Source organism: Chromobacterium sp. FG89 (assembly GCF_057808735.1).
Genome location: NZ_JBMDIQ010000006.1, coordinates 33,072 through 53,531 on the forward strand (window position 1 = coordinate 33,072; position 20,460 = coordinate 53,531).

General features: G+C 61.9%; 20 protein-coding genes. 13 read left to right on the plus strand and 7 right to left on the minus strand.

The window, feature by feature from the left end:
• Positions 1-117 precede the first annotated feature (117 nt).
• Positions 118-441, minus strand: coding sequence for a hypothetical protein (locus ACODRW_RS07690; RefSeq protein WP_488905456.1), 324 nt, complete (start codon positions 439-441; stop codon positions 118-120).
• Between the two features lie 222 nt (positions 442-663).
• On the opposite strand from ACODRW_RS07690, the gene ACODRW_RS07695 reads away from it, so the two are divergent.
• The 4 genes from ACODRW_RS07695 to ACODRW_RS07710 are packed head-to-tail and all read left to right on the plus strand — an operon-like array spanning position 664 to position 4,187.
• Entirely contained in the window at positions 664-1,587 is a 924-nt protein-coding gene (locus tag ACODRW_RS07695) for a branched-chain amino acid ABC transporter permease (protein WP_107798612.1), read from the plus strand.
• An 18-nt stretch (positions 1,588-1,605) separates the two neighbouring features.
• On the plus strand, positions 1,606-2,706 hold the full coding sequence (locus ACODRW_RS07700; protein ID WP_107798613.1) for an ABC transporter permease subunit: 1,101 nt from the start codon (positions 1,606-1,608) through the stop codon (positions 2,704-2,706).
• Between the two features lie 3 nt (positions 2,707-2,709).
• On the plus strand, positions 2,710-3,480 hold the full coding sequence (locus ACODRW_RS07705) for an ABC transporter ATP-binding protein (protein WP_227104323.1): 771 nt from the start codon (positions 2,710-2,712) through the stop codon (positions 3,478-3,480).
• Positions 3,477-4,187: an ABC transporter ATP-binding protein gene (locus tag ACODRW_RS07710; RefSeq protein WP_107798615.1), complete on the plus strand. Its 711-nt coding sequence runs from the start codon at positions 3,477-3,479 to the stop codon at positions 4,185-4,187. The genes ACODRW_RS07705 and ACODRW_RS07710 overlap by 4 nt, the downstream gene beginning before the upstream one ends.
• Before the next feature lie 48 nt (positions 4,188-4,235).
• On the opposite strand, the gene ACODRW_RS07715 is transcribed toward ACODRW_RS07710, so the two are convergent.
• The gene (locus ACODRW_RS07715; RefSeq protein ID WP_474454160.1) at positions 4,236-5,126 is read right to left on the minus strand and encodes a LysR family transcriptional regulator; all 891 of its coding nucleotides are present in this window, start codon (positions 5,124-5,126) and stop codon (positions 4,236-4,238) included.
• A gap of 127 nt (positions 5,127-5,253) precedes the next feature.
• Here ACODRW_RS07715 and htpX point away from each other — a divergent pair, with 127 nt between their 5' ends.
• The 5 genes from htpX to ACODRW_RS07740 all read left to right on the plus strand — a co-directional run bounded on the left by htpX (position 5,254) and on the right by ACODRW_RS07740 (position 11,248).
• On the plus strand, positions 5,254-6,135 hold the full coding sequence (gene htpX / locus ACODRW_RS07720) for a protease HtpX (protein WP_488905457.1): 882 nt from the start codon (positions 5,254-5,256) through the stop codon (positions 6,133-6,135).
• Between the two features lie 101 nt (positions 6,136-6,236).
• A complete protein-coding gene (locus ACODRW_RS07725) occupies positions 6,237-7,223 on the plus strand; it encodes a TerC family protein (protein WP_107732454.1) in 987 nt (328 codons plus the stop codon).
• 301 nt (positions 7,224-7,524) lie between these two features.
• Positions 7,525-8,244, plus strand: a complete 720-nt coding sequence (locus ACODRW_RS07730) for a response regulator (protein WP_107798618.1) — start codon at positions 7,525-7,527, stop codon at positions 8,242-8,244.
• Positions 8,241-9,692, plus strand: coding sequence for an ATP-binding protein (locus tag ACODRW_RS07735; RefSeq protein WP_107798619.1), 1,452 nt, complete (start codon positions 8,241-8,243; stop codon positions 9,690-9,692). Before ACODRW_RS07730 ends, ACODRW_RS07735 begins: the two co-directional genes overlap by 4 nt.
• Before the next feature lie 488 nt (positions 9,693-10,180).
• Positions 10,181-11,248, plus strand: a complete 1,068-nt coding sequence (locus tag ACODRW_RS07740; protein WP_118266751.1) for a porin — start codon at positions 10,181-10,183, stop codon at positions 11,246-11,248.
• Positions 11,249-11,317: 69 nt separating this feature from the next.
• Here the strand turns inward: ACODRW_RS07740 and ACODRW_RS07745 are convergent, their stop codons facing one another.
• Positions 11,318-12,238: a LysR family transcriptional regulator gene (locus ACODRW_RS07745; protein WP_488905458.1), complete on the minus strand. Its 921-nt coding sequence runs from the start codon at positions 12,236-12,238 to the stop codon at positions 11,318-11,320.
• 148 nt (positions 12,239-12,386) lie between these two features.
• Here ACODRW_RS07745 and speB point away from each other — a divergent pair, with 148 nt between their 5' ends.
• Both speB and ACODRW_RS07755 read left to right on the plus strand, forming a co-directional pair.
• The gene (gene speB / locus ACODRW_RS07750; protein ID WP_488905459.1) at positions 12,387-13,337 is read left to right on the plus strand and encodes an agmatinase; all 951 of its coding nucleotides are present in this window, start codon (positions 12,387-12,389) and stop codon (positions 13,335-13,337) included.
• A 69-nt stretch (positions 13,338-13,406) separates the two neighbouring features.
• Complete coding sequence (locus ACODRW_RS07755) at positions 13,407-14,774, plus strand: sodium:solute symporter family protein (protein ID WP_488905460.1); 1,368 nt, start codon at positions 13,407-13,409, stop codon at positions 14,772-14,774.
• 18 nt (positions 14,775-14,792) lie between these two features.
• On the opposite strand, the gene ACODRW_RS07760 is transcribed toward ACODRW_RS07755, so the two are convergent.
• Both ACODRW_RS07760 and ACODRW_RS07765 read right to left on the minus strand, forming a co-directional pair.
• Complete coding sequence (locus ACODRW_RS07760) at positions 14,793-15,098, minus strand: hypothetical protein (RefSeq protein WP_488905461.1); 306 nt, start codon at positions 15,096-15,098, stop codon at positions 14,793-14,795.
• A 12-nt stretch (positions 15,099-15,110) separates the two neighbouring features.
• Positions 15,111-15,974 carry a hypothetical protein gene (locus ACODRW_RS07765; RefSeq protein ID WP_488905462.1) on the minus strand — a complete coding sequence of 288 codons (864 nt, stop codon included), beginning with the start codon at positions 15,972-15,974 and terminating at the stop codon, positions 15,111-15,113.
• A gap of 520 nt (positions 15,975-16,494) precedes the next feature.
• On the opposite strand from ACODRW_RS07765, the gene ACODRW_RS07770 reads away from it, so the two are divergent.
• Both ACODRW_RS07770 and dctA read left to right on the plus strand, forming a co-directional pair.
• Entirely contained in the window at positions 16,495-17,241 is a 747-nt protein-coding gene (locus ACODRW_RS07770) for a FadR/GntR family transcriptional regulator (protein ID WP_488905463.1), read from the plus strand.
• Between the two features lie 114 nt (positions 17,242-17,355).
• Positions 17,356-18,675, plus strand: coding sequence for a C4-dicarboxylate transporter DctA (gene dctA, locus ACODRW_RS07775; protein ID WP_486635600.1), 1,320 nt, complete (start codon positions 17,356-17,358; stop codon positions 18,673-18,675).
• 217 nt (positions 18,676-18,892) lie between these two features.
• On the opposite strand, the gene lipA is transcribed toward dctA, so the two are convergent.
• Together lipA and lipB are read right to left on the minus strand one after the other, a co-directional pair.
• Entirely contained in the window at positions 18,893-19,840 is a 948-nt protein-coding gene (gene lipA, locus ACODRW_RS07780; RefSeq protein ID WP_166452149.1) for a lipoyl synthase, read from the minus strand.
• On the minus strand, positions 19,837-20,460 hold the full coding sequence (gene lipB, locus ACODRW_RS07785; RefSeq protein ID WP_107798627.1) for a lipoyl(octanoyl) transferase LipB: 624 nt from the start codon (positions 20,458-20,460) through the stop codon (positions 19,837-19,839). Before lipB ends, lipA begins: the two co-directional genes overlap by 4 nt.

The following is a 20,460-nucleotide window of genomic DNA, read 5'->3' on the forward strand; positions in this document are numbered from 1 at the left end:
ACGACGGGGGAGGGGATGGACGCTTGTTCAGACCGGCTCCAGGGATCGCGGGCAAGGGCGAGAGCTTGGGCGGCGTCTTAGACAGTTGCAGCCAAGACGGACTGAATGGGCTATGTTTCAGCCATAAAAGCGCGGAGGCCGGAATGTCGGATGGGCGCTGTAGGCGATGGCCCTGTTCTTGCTTGATGTTTGATGCGCCGCGGCATGCAATTTTTGTCGACTTGGGGCGCTATTTTGGGAGATTGTATCCATTCGAATCGCGAAAGCGAGCGAATGTTGTAATGCGAATTCTTTGATGGGCGTCTTTTCGAAAGCGAACATATTTTGCGCCGAAGCATGATCAAAATCTGAAAAACGACCTGCTGGCCCAGGGTTTTCCTTTATCCGGAGAAATTCAAAATTTCTTTGGCCGGTTTCGTCTTGTTTTTTGAAAAAACGCATGAAAAACAATGTGTTATATTGTTTTTAAATGGGCTTGATTTGGTGCCGTTTTAACCAATCTTTAAGATTGACAGTCGCTGGAATCCGCCTACATAATCCGTTCGCCTGTCTGACAGAATCCAAATAATCAAGGCTCGTCCGGGCACTCAAGAACAGGCAGCAGCCAATAAGAGGGGAAACCCCGCAAGCTGCCGGTCGTCAATACAAAGGAGATCTCCCAACGTGGACATTTTTCTGCAACAAATCCTGAACGGTCTCGTTCTGGGTAGCATTTATGCGTTGATCGCATTGGGCTACACCATGGTGTACGGGATCATGGGGCTCATCAACTTCGCCCACGGCGAAGTGGTGATGTTCGGCGCCATGGTCACCATCTCCGTCGTCAACGCCTTGTCCGGTTCCGGCCTGCCCGGTCCCGCCCTGGTGCTGATTGGATTGCTGGTGGCGATTGCGGCCTGCATGCTGCTGGGCTTCACCGTAGAGCGCATCGCTTACCGCCCGCTGCGCGGCAAGCAAAGACTGGCGCCGCTGATCACCGCGATCGGCCTGTCCATCGTGCTGCAGCAGGTGGCCATCCTGATCTGGGGCCGCAACTACATTCCCTTCCCGCAAATCCTGGACCACGACGTGGTGTCCTTCTTCGGCGCCAGCATCACCAAGCTGCAGATCACCATCATCGTGCTGTGTCTGGTGATCATGGCCGGCCTGCTGCTGATGGTGGAGCGCACCAAGCTGGGCCGCGCGATGCGCGCCACCAGTCAGAACCCGGCGGTGGCCGGCCTGATGGGCGTCAACGTCAACACCATCATTTCCGCCACCTTCGTCATCGGCTCCAGCCTGGGCGCGGTGGCCGGCGTGATGGTGGCCACCAACTACGAGCAAGCTCATTACTATATGGGCTTCATGATAGGTCTGAAGGCCTTCACCGCCGCGGTGCTGGGCGGCATCGGCAATCTGGGCGGCGCGGTGGCCGGCGGCTTGCTGCTGGGCATCATCGAAAGCCTGGGCGCCGGCTATATCGGCACGCTGACCGGCGGCTTCCTCGGCTCCAACTATCAGGACATCATCGCCTTCATGGTGTTGATCATGGTGCTGATTTTCCGTCCGTCCGGCCTGCTGGGCGAAAAGATGGCCGACCGTGCCTGATCCTGGAGACGACATATCATGACCATGGCACTCAATATCAACAAGATGGACACCGGCAAGAAAGTCGGCCTGTTCGTGCTGTCCGCGGTGGCGATGGCGGTACTGCCTTTCCTGGTGGGCGGCCTGCTGGGCAACTCCTGGGTCCGCATCGTCGACTTCGCCTTGCTCTACGTGATGCTGGCGTTGGGCCTCAACATCGTGGTGGGCTTCGCCGGCTTGCTGGACTTGGGCTTCATCGCCTTCTACGCGGTGGGCGCCTACACCTTCGCCTTGCTGGGCTCGCCGCATTTCGGCCTGCATCTGCCGTTCTACATCACCATCCCCTTGGGCGCGGTGCTGGCGGCTTTCTGCGGCATCTTGCTGGGCACGCCGGTATTGCGGCTCAAGGGCGACTATCTGGCCATCGTGACGCTGGGCTTCGGGGAGATCGTGCGCATCTTCATGAACAACTTGAACACCCCGGTCAACATCACCAACGGTCCGCAGGGCATCAACCTGATCGATCCGATCAAGGTGGGCGGCGTATCGCTGGGCGAGACGATGGAGCTGTTCGGCCTGAGCTTCCACAGCGTTTATCTCTACTACTATCTGTTCCTGGCGCTGACCGTGGGCGTGGTGATCATGGCCTGGCGCTTGCAGCATTCGCGCATCGGCCGCGCCTGGGTGGCCCTGCGCGAAGACGACATCGCCGCCGCGGCGATGGGCATCAACATCCGCAACATCAAGTTGCTGGCCTTCGCCTTGGGCGCCTTGTCCGGCGGCGTGGCCGGCGGCCTGTTCGCGTCCTTCCAGGGCTTCGTGTCGCCGGAATCGTTCAGCCTGCTGGAATCCATCATGATTCTGGCGATGATCGTGCTGGGCGGCATGGGTCACATCCCGGGCGTGATTCTCGGCGCCGTGGTGCTGACCATCGCGCCGGAGATCCTGCGCGAAGTGATAGGCCCGCTGCAGATGAAAACCTTCGGCAAAATGCTGATCGATCCGGAAAACGCCCGCATGCTGTTGTTCGGCTTGGCGATGGTGGTGATGATGCTGGTGCGGCCGGAGGGCATGTGGCCGTCCAAGCGCCGTAAAGCCGAGTTCCGTGACGATAGAGAAGCCGCAGGGCAGAAAGGTTGAGCCATGGCTGAAGTTTTGCTGAAGATAGAAGGCATCCATAAACGCTTTGGCGGCCTGCACGCGCTCAACAACGTGGCGCTGACCATCAACAAGGGCGAGATTTACGGCCTGATCGGCCCCAACGGCGCGGGCAAGACCACGCTGTTCAACGTGTTGACCGGCTTGTATGTGCCGGACGAAGGTGCGTTCGAGTTCGACGGCCACAATCTGTTCCAACAGAAGCCGCACGTGGTGGTGGCCGCCGGCATCGCCCGCACCTTTCAGAACATCCGTCTGTTCGCCGAAATGACGGCCTTGGAAAACGTGATGGTGGGGCGTCACATTCGCTCCAAGGCCGGCGCCTTGGGCGCGGTGCTGCGCGACAGACGCACCATGGCAGAAGAAAGGGCGATCACCGACAAGGCCTGGGAACTGCTGGAATACGTGGGCATCGCCGATGTGGCGCATGAGCGCGCCCGCAACCTGTCCTACGGCCATCAGCGCCGACTGGAAATCGCGCGCGCGCTGGCCACCGAGCCCAAGCTGCTGGCGCTGGACGAGCCGGCCGCCGGCATGAACCCGCGCGAGACCGAGGAACTGAAGACCCTGATGTCCAAAATCCGCGCCGGAGGCGTGACGGTGCTGCTGATCGAGCACGACGTCAAACTGATGATGGGCTTGTGCGACCGCATTGCGGTGCTGGACTACGGCAAGAAGATTGCCGAAGGCGTTCCCGAAGAGGTGCGCAAGAACCCGAAAGTGATTGAGGCCTACCTGGGAGCGGCACACGCATGAGCATTTTGGAAGTCAAAGACCTGCAAGTGGCCTATGGCGGCATTCAGGCGGTCAAGGGCGTCGATTTTCACATCGAGCAGGGCGAGTTGGTGACCCTGATCGGCGCCAACGGCGCCGGCAAGACCACCACGCTGAAAACCCTGGTGGGCATGGTGAAAAAATCCGGCGGCAGCATTCGTTACGACGGCAAGGACATCTCCACCATCGCGCCGCACAACTTCGTGCGCCACGGCCTGGCCATGGTGCCGGAGGGCCGCGGGGTGTTCGCCAAGCTGACGGTGGAAGAGAACCTGCTGATGGGCGCTTATTATCGCGACGATAAGGCCGCGATCCTGAGCGAAGCCGAGCGGGTGTACGAGTTGTTCCCGCGTCTGAAGGAGCGGCAGAAGCAACTGGCCGGCACCTTGTCCGGCGGCGAACAGCAGATGGTAGCCATGGGCCGCGCCATGCTGTCCAAGCCCAAGCTGCTGTTGCTGGACGAACCGTCCATGGGCCTGGCGCCCATCATCGTGGAGAAGATCTTCGAGATCATCCAGATGGTGGCCAAGGAAGGCGTGACCATGCTGCTGGTGGAGCAGAACGCCAAGCTGGCGCTGGAAGTGTCGCAGCGCGGCTATGTGATGGAAAGCGGCCGCATCACCATGAGCGGCCAGGCCAAGGATCTGCTCAACGACGAGCGCGTGCGCAACGCCTATCTGGGCGAGTGAGTTCGCCGCGCGTCGCCAAACCCCGGACTTGTCCGGGGTTTTTTGCTTTCAGAGCGCGGCGTCGATGGCGGCTTGCAACATGGCCTGCACGCCTGGATGCTGCAGCCGGCGGCGGTTGGCGATGGCGTAATAATGCTCCCAGACCCCGTCGACCTCGCCCAGCGCCTGCGGCGCGTTCGCGTCGCCGCCGCTGGGCGCCGTGCTGGGAAACAGGCCGAAGCCTTGGCGGCCGAAGGCGTCCAGCAAAGCGCCGTCGTCGAACTCCGCGACGATGTCCGGCTTGATCCGGCGCTCCTCGAACCACTGGTCCAACTGGCTGCGCAGCACATGATGGCGGCTGGGCAAGAGCATGGGCGCCTGGTTCAGGCTGGCGGGGAAGCCTTCGGCGTAGCGCCGCCACAGTTCGGCCGCGCCGGCTATCATCACCGGGCAGCGCATCAGCAGCCAGGATTGAAAAGGCTGCGATCCGCCGGCCGCCATTGGGCGGTCCGCCAGCACCACGTCCAGCCGGTGGCGGGTCAGGTCGGCCAGCAACTCGTCGAAATCGCCTTCGCCGCATTGCAGCCTGACCTTGGCGTCCAGCCGTAGCGCCGGTTCCAGCAGCTTGAGCGCGATGGCCTTGGGCAGCACGTCCGAGATGCCCGCCGCCAGGCGGATGGTCTTGTCCAGCTGCGCGTCTTCCAGCGTTTCCTGCAATTCCTCGCCCAGCATGAAGATCTGATCGGCGTAGCGCAGCGTCACATGGCCGGCCTCGGTCAGAACCAGCTGGCGTCCCTGTTGTCGGAACAAGGTTCGCTCCAGGCTCTGTTCCAGCCGCGAAATCTGGCCGCTGACGGTTTGAGCGCTGACGCCCAATTGTTCCGCCGCGCGGGTGACGCCGCCGGCGTGGGCGACCGCCCAGAAGTAATGCAGATGCTTGAAGTTGATCCGTTCGGACATAATGGTTCGAAAAAACTTGATGTATTTTCTGATTATATTTGATTTTTTCCGAGGGACGCAGCGTCTAGAATGCACTGTGTCGGGCGTTCCTCGGAATGCCGTCGAATTCAACGCAAGGGCCAACACCATGAAACGAGTCATCCTATTAATCGCCACCAACATCGCCGTGATGGTGGTGCTGAGCATTGTGGCCAGCTTGTTGGGGCTGAACCGCTTCATGACGGGCAACAGCCTGAACCTGGGCACGCTGCTGGGCTTCGCCGCGGTGATGGGTTTCGGCGGGGCCTTCATCTCGCTGATGTTGTCCAAGACCATGGCCAAGTGGAGCACCGGCGCGCGGGTGATCGAAACCCCGAGCAACGACACCGAACGCTGGCTGGTGCACACCGTGCAGAAGCTGGCCAGCCGCGCCAATCTGCCGATGCCGGAAGTGGCGGTGTACGAGGGCGAGCCCAACGCCTTCGCCACCGGCCCGAGCAAATCCAACTCGCTGGTGGCGGTGTCCACCGGTCTGCTGGCCTCGATGACGGAAGAAGAAGTGGAAGCGGTGCTGGCGCACGAAATCGCCCATATCCAGAACGGCGACATGGTGACGCTGACGCTGATCCAGGGCGTGGTCAACACCTTCGTGTTCTTCCTGGCGCGCGTGGTCGGCTATTTGGTGGACAACTTTTTGCGCCGCAACGACGAAGAATCCAGCGGCCCGGGCATTGGCTATATGGTCACTGTGATCGTCTGTGAGATCGTGTTCGGCATCCTGGCCTCCGCCATCGTGATGTATTTCTCGCGTCAGCGCGAATTCCGCGCCGACGCCGGCGCGGCCACCCTGCTGGGCGGCGCGCGTCCCATGGTCAACGCCTTGCGCCGTCTCGGCGGCGTCGCCGCCGGCGACCTGCCGCAGAATATGGCGGCCTCCGGCATCTCCGGCGGGCGCGGCGGCCTGATGGCGCTGTTCTCCAGCCACCCCAGCATCGAGGAGCGCATCGGCGCGCTGGAACACGGTCGTTAAGCTTTGATCCGCCTCCGCGGCAGCGGAGGCGGCTGATGTGAATTCAGGCCCCGGGGCGGCTCGCTCGGCCCGGGGCCTTTCTATTGCCTAAAGGAATGCTTATGGAATGGTTGAGCGCCGGCTTCGCCGGCTACCCCTTGTGGGTGTGGTTGATGTTCATGGCGATTGTGCTGGCTCTGCTGGCTTTCGATCTGGGCGTGCTGCACAAAGAGGAAAAGGAGATCGGGGTCAAGGAAAGCCTGATGCTGTCGGCTTTCTACATCGGCGTCGGCCTGGCCTTCGGCGGCTGGATCTGGTGGTATCAGGGCGCGGACGCCGGCATGCAGTATCTGACCGGCTATGTGGTGGAGAAGTCGCTGTCCATGGACAATGTCTTCGTGATGTCGCTGATCTTCTCCAGCCTGGCGGTGCCGCGCTTGTACCAGCACCGGGTGCTGTTCTGGGGCATTCTCGGCGTGATCGTGATGCGGGCCTTGATGATAGGCCTGGGCGCGGCGCTGGTGGCGCAGTTCCAGTGGGTGCTGGTTTTGTTCGGCCTGTTCCTGATCGCCACCGGGATCAAGATGCTGTTTTCCGACGACGAGCACGCGCCCATCCAGGAAAACCGCATGTACCAATGGCTGCGCGGCCACCTGCGGCTGACGCCGGACTTGCACGGCAAACAGTTTCTGGTGCGCGGCGAGGCGCATGGCTTGGCTCGCGGCTGGTGGGCGACGCCGCTGCTGTTGGCGCTGATCATGGTGGAGAGCGCCGACCTGGTGTTCGCGGTGGACAGCATCCCGGCCATCTTCGCCATCACCCAGGACCCGTTCCTGGTCTACACCTCCAACATCTTCGCGATCCTGGGTCTGCGCGCGCTGTACTTCGCGCTGGCGGCGATGGTGCATCGCTTCCATTATCTGAAGTACGCCTTGTCGCTGGTATTGGTGATGATAGGCGTCAAAGTGGGTCTGGTGTTCTTCAACGACGTGGGCTGGGTGACGTTCAAGATCCCCACCGCCTGGTCCTTGGCGGCGACGCTGGGTCTGTTGCTGGCGGGCGTGCTGTATTCGCTGCACAAGACGCGAGATCAGAACCCCAACGATTGAGGCGGACGCATAAGTTCGCGCCGGAGCAGGGCTCCGGCGGGCAAGGGAAACCGGCCATGCGCAATGCGCGTGGCCGGTTTTTTGTAAACCTTCTGTAAACCTCTCTCATTTGGCCACGATTTCTCCCTCAGCCCGGCGGGCGGGCGCGGTATCCTTAGAGCCGCTAACCAAACCTCGCAGAGAAGCTGAGCCTAGACGCGCCGACGCAGGCAGTACAAGTTGTACGGCCAGGAGGCGCAAGGCAGGATCAGGGCTTGGGTTAGCGGGTCTTATAATAAAGCCGCAATGGAGGTGAGCTGTTATGACTGTCGAAGTGCCAAGATTGCTGGTGGTGGATGACGACCCCGACCTGCGCGACCTGCTGCGCGACTACCTGGGCAAGCAGGGTTTCGCCGTCGACGCCGTCGGCGACGGCCAGGCCATGCATCAGGCGATTGCCGCGCAGAACTACAATATGTTGATTCTGGACCTGATGTTGCCGGGCGAGGATGGCCTGACCCTGTGCCGCAATCTGCGCGAGCGCTCCTGCATGCCCATCCTGATGCTGACCGCGCGCGGCGACGAACTGGACCGCATCATCGGCCTGGAAATGGGGGCCGACGATTATCTGACCAAGCCGTTCAGCCCGCGCGAGCTGCTGGCGCGGATCAAGAGCATTTTGCGCCGGGTGTCGGATCAGCCGGCGAACGCGGCCAGCGTGCGCCGGCTGCGTTTCGCCGGCTGGACGCTGGACCTGAACGCCCAGCATCTGCTGGACGAGGCCGGGGTGGTCACTCCGCTGTCCGGCGGCGAATTCAAACTGCTGCAGGCCTTGGCGGAAAACGCCAACGCGGTGATGTCGCGCGATCAACTGATGGAGGCGATGAACGGCAAGGAGGCCGGACCGTTCGACCGCACCGTCGACGTGATGATAGGGCGGGTGCGCCGCCGGCTGGGCGAGGACGCGCGCGAGCCCGTGCTGCTCAAGACCATACGCAGCGGCGGCTATATGCTGGCCTGCGAGGTGGAAGCCTTGCGATGAGGTGGTTGCCGCGCACATTGTATGGCCAGATTTCGCTGACGCTGGTGGGGGGCTTGCTGCTGGCCAACGCCTTGGGCATTTATTTCATTCTCAGCGACCGCGACCGCTTGAGCAATTCCTTGCGCGTGCAATACACCGCGCAGCACATCGCCGACATCGTCAATCTATTGGACGAGTGTCCAAGCAAATATCGGGAACAGGTGATTTCCGCCCTGAACCAGCCCACGCTGCTGGTGCGCATGGACCGGTTCTGGGAGCAGCCAGAAAATACGCTGAGCCGGCATGGCCGCTCGTTTCAGCAATTGATCAAGCGCGACCTGATCAAGCCTTATCAGCTGCAGGTGTTGTCCAAGCAGCAGGACTCGTCGGCAGGCGGCCGCGCGGCCTTGATCGATAGGGTGGGCGGGCTGGGGATGAAAAATTTCACGCCCACGCGGGACGCCGGCCTTGCCGGCTCCATCGTCGGCGAAGAACTGACCGCCCTGGGCCCGCTGGCCGAATTCAAGACCCATCTGGCCACGGTGCAGGCCAGGCTGAGCGACGGCACGGTATTGACCTTCAACGCCTCGCGGCCCATTTCGCTGGCCGATCAGCCCATCCGCATCCTGGCCTGGCTGCTGCTGGTGGCCTTGACCGCCGCTATTCTGGGCGCCTGGGCGGTGCGGCAGCTGATCCGGCCGCTGGGCCTGTTCGCGCAGGCGGCCCGAGGCCTGGCCAGCAATCTTAATCAGGCGCCCTTGCCGGAAACCGGCTCCGAAGAAGTGGCGGAAGCCGCCCGAACCTTCAATCGGATGCAGACCGAGCTGCAGCGCCTGCTGAAAACCCGCAATCAGATGCTGGCCGGCGTGTCGCACGATCTGCGTTTGCCCATCACCCGTATCCGTCTGCGCCTGGAAGGGTTGGCCGAGTCGTCGGAAAAGCAGGCGATAGAGCGCGACCTGCTGGAAATGGACCAATTGATCAACGACTCGCTGACCTATCTGCGCGGCGGCTGCGGCAGCGAGCAGGTGGTGAAGCTGAATCTCAACGCTTTGCTGGAAAGCGTGGTGGAGGATATGGAGGCTTTCGGCGCCGACATCCAACTGCACAGCGAAGCGGTGGCGCCGGTCGCCGGCAAGGTCGGCGCCTTGCGCCGTTGCCTGGGCAATCTGCTGGAGAACGCGCGCCGTTACGGCGGCGCGGGGATCGAGGTCAGCCTGCGGCAGCGGGGAGACTGGGTGGAAGTGCGGATTCAGGACCAGGGGCCGGGCATCGCCGAGGCGGAGCTGGAACGGGTGATGGAGCCTTATGTCCGCTTGGAGGATTCCAGGGCGCGCCATACCGGGGGCAGCGGCCTGGGCCTGGCCATCGCGCGGGCGATTGCGCGCGACCATGGCGGCGATCTCAAACTGAACAACCGGCCTCAGGGCGGTTTGTGCGTGAAACTGAGTTTGCCGGCCGGACATTGAACGCATTGATCTTGTGGCGAGCCGCGCTAGCGCGGCTTTTTTTGTCCGTTCGCCGGGCTGCGATGAGAGAGGGGGCGGGTGAGCGGCTTTGTATCTGCCGAATTCTCAAAATTTACGATGTGTTCACACTCTATTTACATTAAAGCCGTATTGTAAATGGACATTTACAAAGTGATTGATTACAATCAGTGTCAGAATTCACTGATACAGATTCTTTTTCGCTTCTTTGAATTCGAGTCAAGTCTATCCAATCTTCAGCCCGCCGCGTGCGGGCATTTTTTTGCTCAAATGCTTGTGGTTAATGAATTTTAACAAGTTGAGAGTGAAACTTCGCCTGAGTGTTTCAGTCTGATTGCCTGAAGTCTGATGTTGTTTTTTTGACACTACTGTTGTTTAATGACCACAAGTTTGCATGGCTAGTTGCAAATGTGAAACACAGCAACTAGTATTCGCTCACTTCCTAAGTAAACAAGAAGGATAGCCACATCATGAAAAAAAGTCTGATCGCTCTGATGGTTGCCACTCTGCCGGCAGCCGCTTTCGCCGACGTAACCGTGTTCGGTACCATCAAAGGTGGTGTTGAGTACGTTGATAACGCCTCCAACAAGCAAACCAATATCGACGACCTGGGTTCCCGTATCGGTTTCAAAGGCAATGAAGATCTGGGCAATGGCCTGAAAGCCATCTGGCAAGTTGAAACCGGCTTCGGCATCGACGGCCAGAGCCGCACCGGCGAAAGCAGCGGCACCTTCGGCAGCCGCGAATCCTTCGTGGGTCTGTCCTCCAACTTCGGTACTTTCCGTCTGGGTCACCTGGCCAACTACGGCGAGTCCGACATGGCTCAAGTTAACCCGTGGGAAAGCAGCAGCAACGCGCTGCAACTGAACGCCTTCACCCGCGGCGACGGCTATGTTAAGAACGCCGTGCGTTTCGACACCCCGGAATTCGCCGGCTTCCAAGCCGCCTTCCTGTACGGCACCAAGGAAGACAAGAGCAACGCTGCTGCTAACAAAGACCGCGAGACCTACAACCTGGGTCTGTCCTACGAGAACAGCGGCTTCTTCGGTAAGTACCAGTACATCCACGAAAGCCCGGTTACCGTTGGTCTGAACGCTAGCAGCAAGGCCAACAACAAGCACCGCATCGAAGCCGGCTACAACGCCAACAACATCTTCGTGGCGCTGGGCTACCGTAACGACAAGGGCGACGCTACTGTTACCCCGGGTTACTTCCTGTCCAATTCCGAGGCTGCTACCGATGGTCGCAAGTACGAATCGCAAGAATACGCGCTGACCGCTGGCTACCAGATCGGCGCCTTCATGCCCAAGTTCACCTACGCTCAGTCCAAAGACGTGAAGATTGACGGCGTGAAGCAAAACGATAGCGGCTACAAACAGTACCTGCTGGGCGTTGATTACAGCCTGTCCAAGCGCACCGTGGTTGGCGCTCAGTACGGCGAAATCAAGATGGACGGCAACGCCAAGGCTATGGTCAGCAACGGTGTTAACACCGACAAGATCAAGGCCTTCGGTCTGAACGTCGTACACAAGTTCTAAGCGTTACGGGCTAGACGTAAAGCTGCGAACAGTTTGGAATGCCGCCCCTGGCAACAGGGGCGGCATTTTTCATGTCCGGCGCTCGGCAAGCGGCTCGCCGTGGGCGGCGACGAGGTCGTCGACGAAGGCCTGCAGCGTCGGATTGGGATGGCCGCGTTTGCGGGTGACCAGTTGGAATTCGGCCAGGTAGCGCCAGCGCGCCGGGTCCAGCGCTCGCAGCAAGTCCCGCTCCGCCAGCGGCGCGGCATAGTGTTCCGGCAAAAAGCCCAGATGACGGCCGGACAGAATCAGGGCGGCGATCGCCTCCATATTGTCGGCGCGGGCGTTGATGCGCCAATCCGCCACCGGCAGCCCGGTATCCGGCAGCGGATAGCTACGCCAGGCCCAGTCGTGGGCGGCCAGCTCGGCGGGGCCAAGCGCGCCGGCCTGCGGGAACAGCGGATGGTCGCGGCCGCAGTAGGCCAGCTGCCGTTCGACGAATAGCAGCCGGTACTCCAGTTGGGGCGCGCGATGCCAGCAATAGCCGATGCCCAGATGAATCCCGCCCGACAGCAGCGCTTCCTCCAGGCCGCCCGGCGGCAACATGGACAGAATCAACTCCACCGCTTGCGGCCGCGCGCGAAAGCGCCGGATCGCCGCCGACAGCCGCGCATTGGCGCCCAGGGCGGTATGGCCGATCACGCCGATGCGCAATTGCCCGACCAACTGCCGGTCCAGTTGGCGGGCTTCCCGACAGAACAATTCCATCGATTCGGACAACTGCCGGCTGGCGGCCAGCAGGCGCTCGCCCTTGGCGGTCAGCGCGAAGCCGCCGCGGCCGCGCTCGCACAGCCTATAGCCCAGCCGGGTTTCCAGCGCCGCCAGCTGATTGCTGATGGTGGACTGACTGATGTTCAGTGTGCCCTGCGCGGCGGAGACGCCGCCAGCCTCGACCACTGCCTGAAACACGCGGATCAGCCGCAAATCCATATTGCTTAAGGTATTGAGCATGGGCCTCCGCGCCGGCGGCGCAATGAGTGGGCACCCGCTGATTAATACATTCATTTTCATCCATGTAAACTGTGGCGTTTGGTGATGTTAGCCGGAGAGGCGGCCGCATAGACTGCGTGATCCCATCCATCAAGACGCAGGAGGTCTTATGTCCGCCCCTTTGCTCAACCAACCGCTGAGCGGCAATGCGATGCCGCGTTTCGGCGGCGTCGCCAGCATGATGCGCCTGCCTCTGCGCGACAGTGCCGCCGGCCTGGACGCCGCCTTCATCGGCCTGCCGCTGGATATCGGCACCTCAAACCGCAGCGGCACCCGCTTTGGCCCGCGTGAAATCCGCAGCCAGTCGGCGCTGCTGCGCCCCTACAACCTGGGCAGCGGCGCGGCGCCGTTCGAACGGCTGCAAGTGGCGGACCTCGGCGATGTCGCCACCAATCCCTATAACCTGGCGGACAGCGTGGCGCGGATCGAGGCCGCCTACGATCTGGCGCTGAGGCACCCGGTGCGTTTGCTGGGCATGGGCGGGGACCACACCGTCACCTTGCCGGCGCTGCGCGCGCTGGCTCGCAAGCATGGCCCGCTGGGCTTGGTGCATGTGGACGCTCACGCCGATGTCAACGACGAGATGTTCGGCGAGAAGATCGCGCACGGCACCACCTTCCGCCGCGCCTGGGAGGAGGGGCTGCTGGCCGAGGGGCGGGTGGTCCAGATCGGTCTGCGCGGCAGCGGCTACGGGGCGGCGGATTTCGACTGGTCGCGCCAGCGCAGTTTTCGGGTGGAGACGGCGGAGCAATGCTGGCATCGCTCGCTGGCGCCGTTGATGGCCGAGGTGCGCGCGCAGCTGGGAGCGGCGCCGGCGTATCTGAGTTTCGACATCGACGGTATCGACCCGGCGTTCGCGCCCGGCACCGGCACGCCGGAAGTGGGCGGCCTGAGTTCGGCGCAGGCCTTGGAAATCGTGCGCGGCTGCCGGGGCCTGGATCTGGTGGGCGGCGATCTGGTCGAGGTGTCACCGCCGTATGACGCCAGCGGCAACACCGCTTTGCTGGGCGCCAATCTGCTGTTCGAAATGCTGTGCGTCCTGCCCGCACCGGCGCGCTAAGCCGCGCTGATTCCATGCCCGAGAGCGCCGGAGAATGCGCCGCGGTCCCGAGAACAAGAGGAGAACGAGATGAGTCTGGATCTATTGACGGTGGCCGCCTATATCGGCGCCATGTTGTGGCTGGGTTGGCTGGGCATGCGGCGGGCCAGCGACCGGGAGCAGTACCTGGTGGCGGGGCGCAATCTGGGGCCGATGATGTATATGGGCACCATGGCGGCGACAGTGCTGGGCGGCGCCTCCACCGTGGGCACGGTCCGGCTGGGCTATGTTTACGGCATTTCCGGCTTTTGGTTGTGCGCGGCGCTGGGCAGCGGCATCGTGGTGCTCAATCTGTTTCTGGCCAAGCCGTTGCTGCGTTTGCGGGTTTTCACGGTCACCCAGGTGCTGGAGCGCCGCTATCATCCGCTGGCGCGCAAGGCCAGCGCGCTGGTGATGTTGTCGTACGCGCTGATGATCTGCGTGACTTCGGTGTTGGCGATAGGCACGGTGATGCAGGTGCTGTTCGAGCTGCCGTTCTGGCTGGCCGTCGTCATCGGCGGCGGCGTGGTGGTGATTTACTCGGCGATAGGCGGCATGTGGTCACTGACCTTGACCGACATCGTGCAATTCGTCATCAAGACGGTTGGCCTGATGCTGGTGCTGCTGCCCATCTGTCTGTGGCGGGTGGGCGGTTGGGAGCAGCTGGCCGTCCGGCTGCCGGCGTCCGCGTTCAGCTTCGAGGGCCTGGGCTGGGGCACGGTGCTGACGTATTTCCTGATCTATTTCTTCGGCATCCTCATCGGTCAGGATGTATGGCAGCGGGTGTTCACCGCGCGCGACGACAAGGTGGCGCGCTATGCCGGCAGCGCCGCCGGCCTGTATTGCCTGTTGTACGGTTTGGTCTGTGCGCTGATCGGCATGGCGGCGCGGGTATTGCTGCCGGAGCTGGAGAACCCTAACAACGCTTTTGCCGCCGTCGTCAAAGGGGTGTTGCCGGACGGCGTGCGCGGCTTGGTGATCGCGGCGGCGCTGGCGGCGATGATGTCCACCGCCAGCGCCGCCTTGCTGGCCGCGTCGACCACCTTGACGGAGGACTTGTTGCCGGGAGGGCGCGCCGGTTTACGCCGCAACCGGGCGGCCACCTTGCTGGCCGGGGCCTTGGTCCTGCTGCTGGCGATGCGGGTGAATGACGTGATCCAGGCGCTGACCCTGGCCTACAACCTGCTGGTGGGCAGCATGCTGGTGCCGTTGTTGGCGGCGATCTGCTGGCCGCGGGCGACGACCGCCGGCGCGGTGGGCGCCATGATGGGCGGTTTGGGCGCGGCGGTGTTCTTCATGCTGCGGGACGGTCTGGACGCCAATACGCCGATTTATTTCAGCTTGCTGACCAGCGCCGGCCTGATGCTGGCGTTCAGCCTGGCGGACGGACGCGCGCGGCCGCGCCCGGCGCGGGAGTAGCCGCCCGTCGTCGGCCGTTCAGGCCAGCAGCTTGGCCACCGCGCCGATGGCTTTGGCGGTCAGCTTGATGGTGTCGCCCACGCGTTGCAGCTGCCGCCCGGCGTGATCGGCCGCCTCGGTCGCCGCTTGCAGCGCGGCGATCGCGTTGCGGAAGTCGTTGGTGTCGGCGTTCAGATCCCGCGCGATCAGCGCCAGGGTCTGGTTGGCCAATTCATCCTGTTGCGCCAGCAAGGCGCGGCTGTCCGCGCCCAGGCTGGCGACGGCCAGATTGTTGATGCGGGATGCCAGGCCGCTGACAAGCTCGGTGACTCGGTGGCTGTCCATATGCTGCCTCCTTTATTTGGCGGGCAGGTCGCGATAAAAATTGCGCAGTCGCCTGGCTTCGGCGGCGAAGTCGCGCAGCGCTTGCAGCTTGGACTGGGGCGCGTCCAAGCTTTGCAGCAACTGGCGGTTGGTGTCGGGAAAGCCCTGAATCGCTTTGTCGCTGGCTTGCAGCGCGGCCTCGATCTGCTCGAATTCGCGTAGCCGGTCGGAGATAGCGAGGTCGAACTGGTAGCGCTCCCAGCTGCCGTAGGGCGGTCGGCTGAAATTGGCGTGACGCAGCAGGCTGTCCCTGAGCACGCTCAGATAGCCGGGCAGCGCGCTCAAGACGCGGTGGCTGCTGACGGCCAGCCGGTCCAGTCCGGGCTGGGCGGTGGCCATGGTGTCGCGCAGCGCGTTCTTGCGTTGCGCGGTGGTGAGCTGGCGGCCCAGCGCATCGGCCGCGGTGGCCAGAATCTTGGCGGCGGCCTCGTCGCCGCCGCGCAGTTTGAGATCCTGAACGCTGTCGGCCAAGTCCTGGGCGGCGGCGTCGACCCGGGCCTCGGCCTCCCGGTCTCCAGCCAGGCTGCGCAGAGTTCGGGCGTATTTTTCCAGCGCGTCCAGCGTCGCCTGAAGCTGGGCCAGGGCGGGGCCGAGGTCGTAGCTGGCGCCGTTGCCGGCTTGCGGGCGGAAGGTGTCCGTGCGCAGCGGGGCGTTGGGCGCGGTAAGCACCGCGTTGAGTCGCGCATTCTGCTGGATGCGCGCAAAAGTACCGGCGGAGCTTTGCGTGACGCTGCGGGCGGCGTTGTCGAAATCGGCGAATGGCGTGTCCGGAGCGTTGGCGCAGGCGGCCAGCAGCGGCAGCAAAGGCAGCAGGCGAAGAAGGGGGCTGGCGGGCATGGCGCTGCTCCATCGGCAGGCGGGCGCTGACGCGACCGCGCGGTTTGCGGGATGAAACGTGCGCGGACGCTATGGCGGGCGCATGTCGTGGTATAGACGATCCGTTGTTGCAGCGAGCCTGTACCAATGATATGGCAATGAAAAGGGCGCTCCGGTACTCCCTTTGGTTTGGCCGTTTTCATCGTTCTATCGAGGTCGGCTAGGGTGGTTCCTTCACGCGTGAGCGCATCTAAGCGGGTTTCGAGCTTTATCATTAGCGCCGTGGTGGCGAATGACGAGCATATCGACATCTGAGCGCAGGCTTGGCAACAAGCTGCACAGGCCAGTCGATTGCCGGCGGCCCGCCAGAACTTCGGCGATGCTGAGTTCGGTCGCCCGGTGCGTTGCGGAAATGTCACCGGCAGCTATGCCGCAACTGGCTTGGCCGGAGGCGGTTTTGGGCGACGGAGGCGCGACTTGATAGCGGGTAAAATATTGGTCTTACTGGTAATACCAGTTAGACCAGTGTAGTTTGCCGTTTATGACTAATCATGTTTTTGATCGCCTGGCCGCCATGTTCACTTCTTCCAAACTGGGCGATGTCGCCGCCCGCAATATTCTTGATGCCATCAAGCGCGGCGTCTGGTTGCCTGGAGAGATGCTGCCGTCGCAGCGCGATCTGGCAGAGCAGTTTGGCATCAGCCGCCCGCCGCTGCGCGAGGCGATTTCGGTGCTTGAGGCCTTGGGCTTTGTCCGCTCCCATCCCGGCAAGGGGGTGTTTGTGCTTAGCACCGATCCCCAGGGTGAGCCGTTGGCGCAGCCGACGGTGCGTCCGGAGGACGTGTTTCAACTGCGCTTGGCGCTGGAGCCATTCGTGGTGGGCTTGGTCGCGCAGTCGATAACTTCCGAAGAACTGATGCAGTTGCGGCTAACGCTGCTGGATATGCGTGAGGCGCTGGCTGCGGGCGAAATGGCTGCGGTGGTGGAGGCGGATATTTTGTTCCACCGGCAGTTGGTGGGATTTAGCCGCAACCCAGTGTTCAAGCAGTCGATGGAGCAGGCCAGCGAGGCCATTGGTCACGCCCGCGCCATCATGCTGGCGCGACCGCAGGAGTTACAGGCGGCGTTGATTGAGAAAGAGGCCATTTTGCGGGCCATCAAGGCGCATGACAGCGCGGCGGCCAGCGCCGCCATGCAACAGCACATCATTCATGCTTGCGAACGCTTGGGGATTCCGGTTCGTGGCACGTCTGTCGTCTGGTCACAACAAGGGGAGGGTGGTACCTAAGCCAGTTGGATGTTGGAAGCCGTTTCCGGAAGGCCGCCGCGTCAACCGTCTTGGCCTGGATGACTTGTCTGGGCGGCTTCTCGCCATACCTCCTCATTAGGAGAAAGGGAAGCCATGCTGCGTTTGACTAAGAAGTCGTTGTTTGTACGAGTCATGATCGGACTTGTCCTCGGCATCTGCGCCGGCTTGTTGTGGCCGGAACAGGCTCTACAGTTGAAACCGTTGGGAGATGGTTTTATCAAGCTGATCAAGATGCTGATCGCGCCGATTGTATTCTGTGTGGTGGTGAGCGGGATTACCGGTGCCGGTGACTTGAAAAAAGTGGGCCGGGTGGGTTTGAAGGCCATTGTGTATTTTGAGCTGGTCACGACTCTGGCTCTGGCTTTGGGCTTGCTGTTGGCTCTGCATAGCAGCATCGGTCTGGGGATGAACGTGGATGTCGGCTCCTTGGATACCCAAGCGATGGCCGCCTACACCGATAGAGCCCAGGCTTTGCAGCATGGCAGCACCTGGTCGTTTTTCATGAACTTGATTCCTGGCACGGTGTTTGGCGCGTTGGCCTCGGGCGATATCTTGCAGGTGTTGGTGTTTGCCTTATTGTTTGGTTGCGCCTTGAATCTAGTGCGCGATTCCGCTGGCGGAGTGATTCGGCTGGTGCATGAGGCGGGCCATGTGTTTTTCAAGCTGATCGGTCTGGTGGTGCAATTGGCGCCGCTGGGAGTGTTCGGCTCCATTGCCTTTACCACCGCCAGTTACGGGGTATCGTCCTTGCAGCAGTTGGGTGGTCTGGTGCTGATGTTTTATCTCACTTGCGCTTTGTTTGTTCTGGTGGTGCTGGGGACTATTTTGCAATTGGCGGGTCTTAACATCGTAGCATTTTTACGCTATCTGAAAGACGAGTTATCGATCGTGGTGGGGACGGCCTCGTCCGACGCGGTGTTGCCGCAAGTCATGCAAAAGCTTGAACATCTGGGCATCGGCAATGCCACCGTGGGCCTGGTGATTCCCACCGGTTATTCGTTCAATCTCGATGGTTTTTCCATTTATCTTACCCTGGCGGCGGTGTTTATCGCCCATGCCACCAATACGCCGCTGTCCAATTACGATTTGTTGACCATTCTCGCGGTGTCGTTGGTGACCTCCAAGGGCGCGCATGGAATTCCTGGCTCTGCCTTGGTGATTCTGTCGGCGACTCTGTCGGCAATACCCGCCATTCCGGTGATCGGGCTGGTGTTGGTGTTGTCGGTGGACTGGTTCATGGGCATTGCTCGGGCGTTGACCAATTTAATCGGCAATTGCGTGGCCGCGGTGGTGGTGGCGCGCTGGGAGCGGGATATGGACTTGGAGCGGGCGCGCAATGTGCTGAGACGCAAGCAGGGTTATGAATATGTGGCAGAGCCGGCTGTCAGCGTCGGTTCCTTGGTGGATCGTTGAAGCAGGTTTTAGCGGTGGTGGCTTTAGCGCGTCTCCATTTTGGCGGGGCGCCATAGGCGTTGCGGATAGTTCGAACGGGGCAGCAATATCTGGGAGCCTTCCCCGGTTGATGTGCTGGAGAAGTCATAAAAAATGCCTGATCATGAATTTGATCAGGCATTTTTTTAGTTTGACGTTCAGCGCACGTCAGCGTTGTTTAGCCGCATTAAAAGGTTACTCACACACCGGCCTCGTGCGCCTGCACGTCGGCGTGGTAGCTGGAGCGCACCATCGCGCCCACGGCGGCATGGACGAAGCCCATTTCATAGGCTTTTTTCTCGAACATCTTGAATACGTCCGGGTGCACATAGCGCAGTACCGGCAGGTGGCCGTCGGACGGTTGCAGATACTGGCCTATGGTCAGCATGTCCACATTGTGGGCGCGCAGATCGCGCATCACTTCCAGAATCTCTTCGTCGGTCTCGCCCAGGCCCACCATCAGGCCGGACTTGGTGCGGACGTCGGGGTTCTTGGCCTTGTAGTCCTTCAGCAATTGCAGCGAGTGCGCGTAATCCGAACCCGGACGCGCCTGCTTGTACAGCCGCGGCACGGTTTCCAGATTGTGGTTCATCACGTCCGGCGGGGTCTGGCTCAGAATGTCGACGGCCACGTCCAGGCGGCCGCGGAAGTCCGGCACCAGAGTTTCGATCTGGGTGTTGGGCGACATTTCACGCACCGAGTTGATGCAGTCGGCGAAGTGCTGGGCGCCGCCGTCGCGCAGATCGTCGCGGTCCACCGAAGTCACCACCACGTACTTCAGCTTCATCGCGGCCACGCTCTCCGCCAGGTGGCGCGGTTCGTCCGGATCCAGCGGATTGGGGCGGCCGTGGCCCACGTCGCAGAACGGGCAGCGGCGGGTGCAGATATCGCCCATGATCATGAAGGTGGCGGTGCCTTTGCTGAAACATTCGCCGATGTTCGGGCAGGTGGCTTCCTCGCACACCGTGTGCAGCTTTTGTTCGCGCAGAATCTGCTTGATCTCGTGGAAGCGCTGGCCGTTGGGCAGCTTGGCGCGGATCCATTCCGGTTTTTTCAGTTTTTCGTCCAGCGGGACGATCTTGATGGGGATGCGGGCGGTTTTGGCCGCGCCCTTGTGTTTGACCCCAGCCTGGTTTTCCGGCTTCATGTCAGTTCCTTGGTGCTGTTCAGGAGGCGCTCCAGATGCGGCAGCAGCGTATCGGCGGCGGCGGCAAGGCTCAGCTCCACTCCCAGTTGTTTCAGGTCGGTCACCTTGAGGTTGGCGTAACCGCAAGGATTGATGGAATCGAAAGGCGCCAGGTCCATGTCCACATTGAAGCTGAGGCCATGGTAGACCGCATGGTTTTTGATGCGCAGGCCCAGCGAGGCGATCTTGGCGCCGGCCACGTAAACGCCGGGCGCGTCCACATCGCCGTTGCCGTGTATGCCCAGCTCCGCCAGCGTGTCTATCACCGCCTGTTCGATGCGGCGCACCAGCTCGCGCACGCCTATGCCCATGCGCTTGAAATCCACCAGCAGATAAACCACCAACTGGCCCGGCCCGTGATAGGTGATCTGGCCGCCGCGGTCGGTTTTCACCACTGGAATGGCGGTGGCGTGCAGCAGGTGCTCCGGCTTGCCGGCCAGGCCCTGGGTGTAGACGGGCGGATGTTCGACCACCCACAGTTCATCGGGGGTATCGGCGTTGCGGGCGTCGGTGAACGCCTGCATGGCGCGCCAGGTTGGTTCGTAATCCACCCGGCCCAGATGTTTGACGATGCGCGACAC

Bases quoted from the DNA above. Each gene is read 5' to 3' on its own strand.
- ACODRW_RS07765 (WP_488905462.1), bottom strand. From the start codon at position 15,974: ATGCCCGCCAGCCCCCTTCTTCGCCTGCTGCCTTTGCTGCCGCTGCTG.
- ACODRW_RS07705 (WP_227104323.1), top strand. From the start codon at position 2,710: ATGGCTGAAGTTTTGCTGAAGATAGAAGGCATCCATAAACGCTTTGGC.
- ACODRW_RS07725 (WP_107732454.1), top strand. From the start codon at position 6,237: ATGGAATGGTTGAGCGCCGGCTTCGCCGGCTACCCCTTGTGGGTGTGG.
- ACODRW_RS07755 (WP_488905460.1), top strand. From the start codon at position 13,407: ATGAGTCTGGATCTATTGACGGTGGCCGCCTATATCGGCGCCATGTTG.
- ACODRW_RS07710 (WP_107798615.1), top strand. From the start codon at position 3,477: ATGAGCATTTTGGAAGTCAAAGACCTGCAAGTGGCCTATGGCGGCATT.
- ACODRW_RS07730 (WP_107798618.1), top strand. From the start codon at position 7,525: ATGACTGTCGAAGTGCCAAGATTGCTGGTGGTGGATGACGACCCCGAC.
- lipA (WP_166452149.1), bottom strand. From the start codon at position 19,840: ATGAAGCCGGAAAACCAGGCTGGGGTCAAACACAAGGGCGCGGCCAAA.
- htpX (WP_488905457.1), top strand. From the start codon at position 5,254: ATGAAACGAGTCATCCTATTAATCGCCACCAACATCGCCGTGATGGTG.
- ACODRW_RS07745 (WP_488905458.1), bottom strand. From the start codon at position 12,238: ATGCTCAATACCTTAAGCAATATGGATTTGCGGCTGATCCGCGTGTTT.
- dctA (WP_486635600.1), top strand. From the start codon at position 17,356: ATGCTGCGTTTGACTAAGAAGTCGTTGTTTGTACGAGTCATGATCGGA.
- ACODRW_RS07690 (WP_488905456.1), bottom strand. From the start codon at position 441: ATGCGTTTTTTCAAAAAACAAGACGAAACCGGCCAAAGAAATTTTGAA.
- ACODRW_RS07735 (WP_107798619.1), top strand. From the start codon at position 8,241: ATGAGGTGGTTGCCGCGCACATTGTATGGCCAGATTTCGCTGACGCTG.
- ACODRW_RS07715 (WP_474454160.1), bottom strand. From the start codon at position 5,126: ATGTCCGAACGGATCAACTTCAAGCATCTGCATTACTTCTGGGCGGTC.
- ACODRW_RS07770 (WP_488905463.1), top strand. From the start codon at position 16,495: ATGACTAATCATGTTTTTGATCGCCTGGCCGCCATGTTCACTTCTTCC.
- ACODRW_RS07700 (WP_107798613.1), top strand. From the start codon at position 1,606: ATGACCATGGCACTCAATATCAACAAGATGGACACCGGCAAGAAAGTC.
- ACODRW_RS07740 (WP_118266751.1), top strand. From the start codon at position 10,181: ATGAAAAAAAGTCTGATCGCTCTGATGGTTGCCACTCTGCCGGCAGCC.
- ACODRW_RS07760 (WP_488905461.1), bottom strand. From the start codon at position 15,098: ATGGACAGCCACCGAGTCACCGAGCTTGTCAGCGGCCTGGCATCCCGC.
- speB (WP_488905459.1), top strand. From the start codon at position 12,387: ATGTCCGCCCCTTTGCTCAACCAACCGCTGAGCGGCAATGCGATGCCG.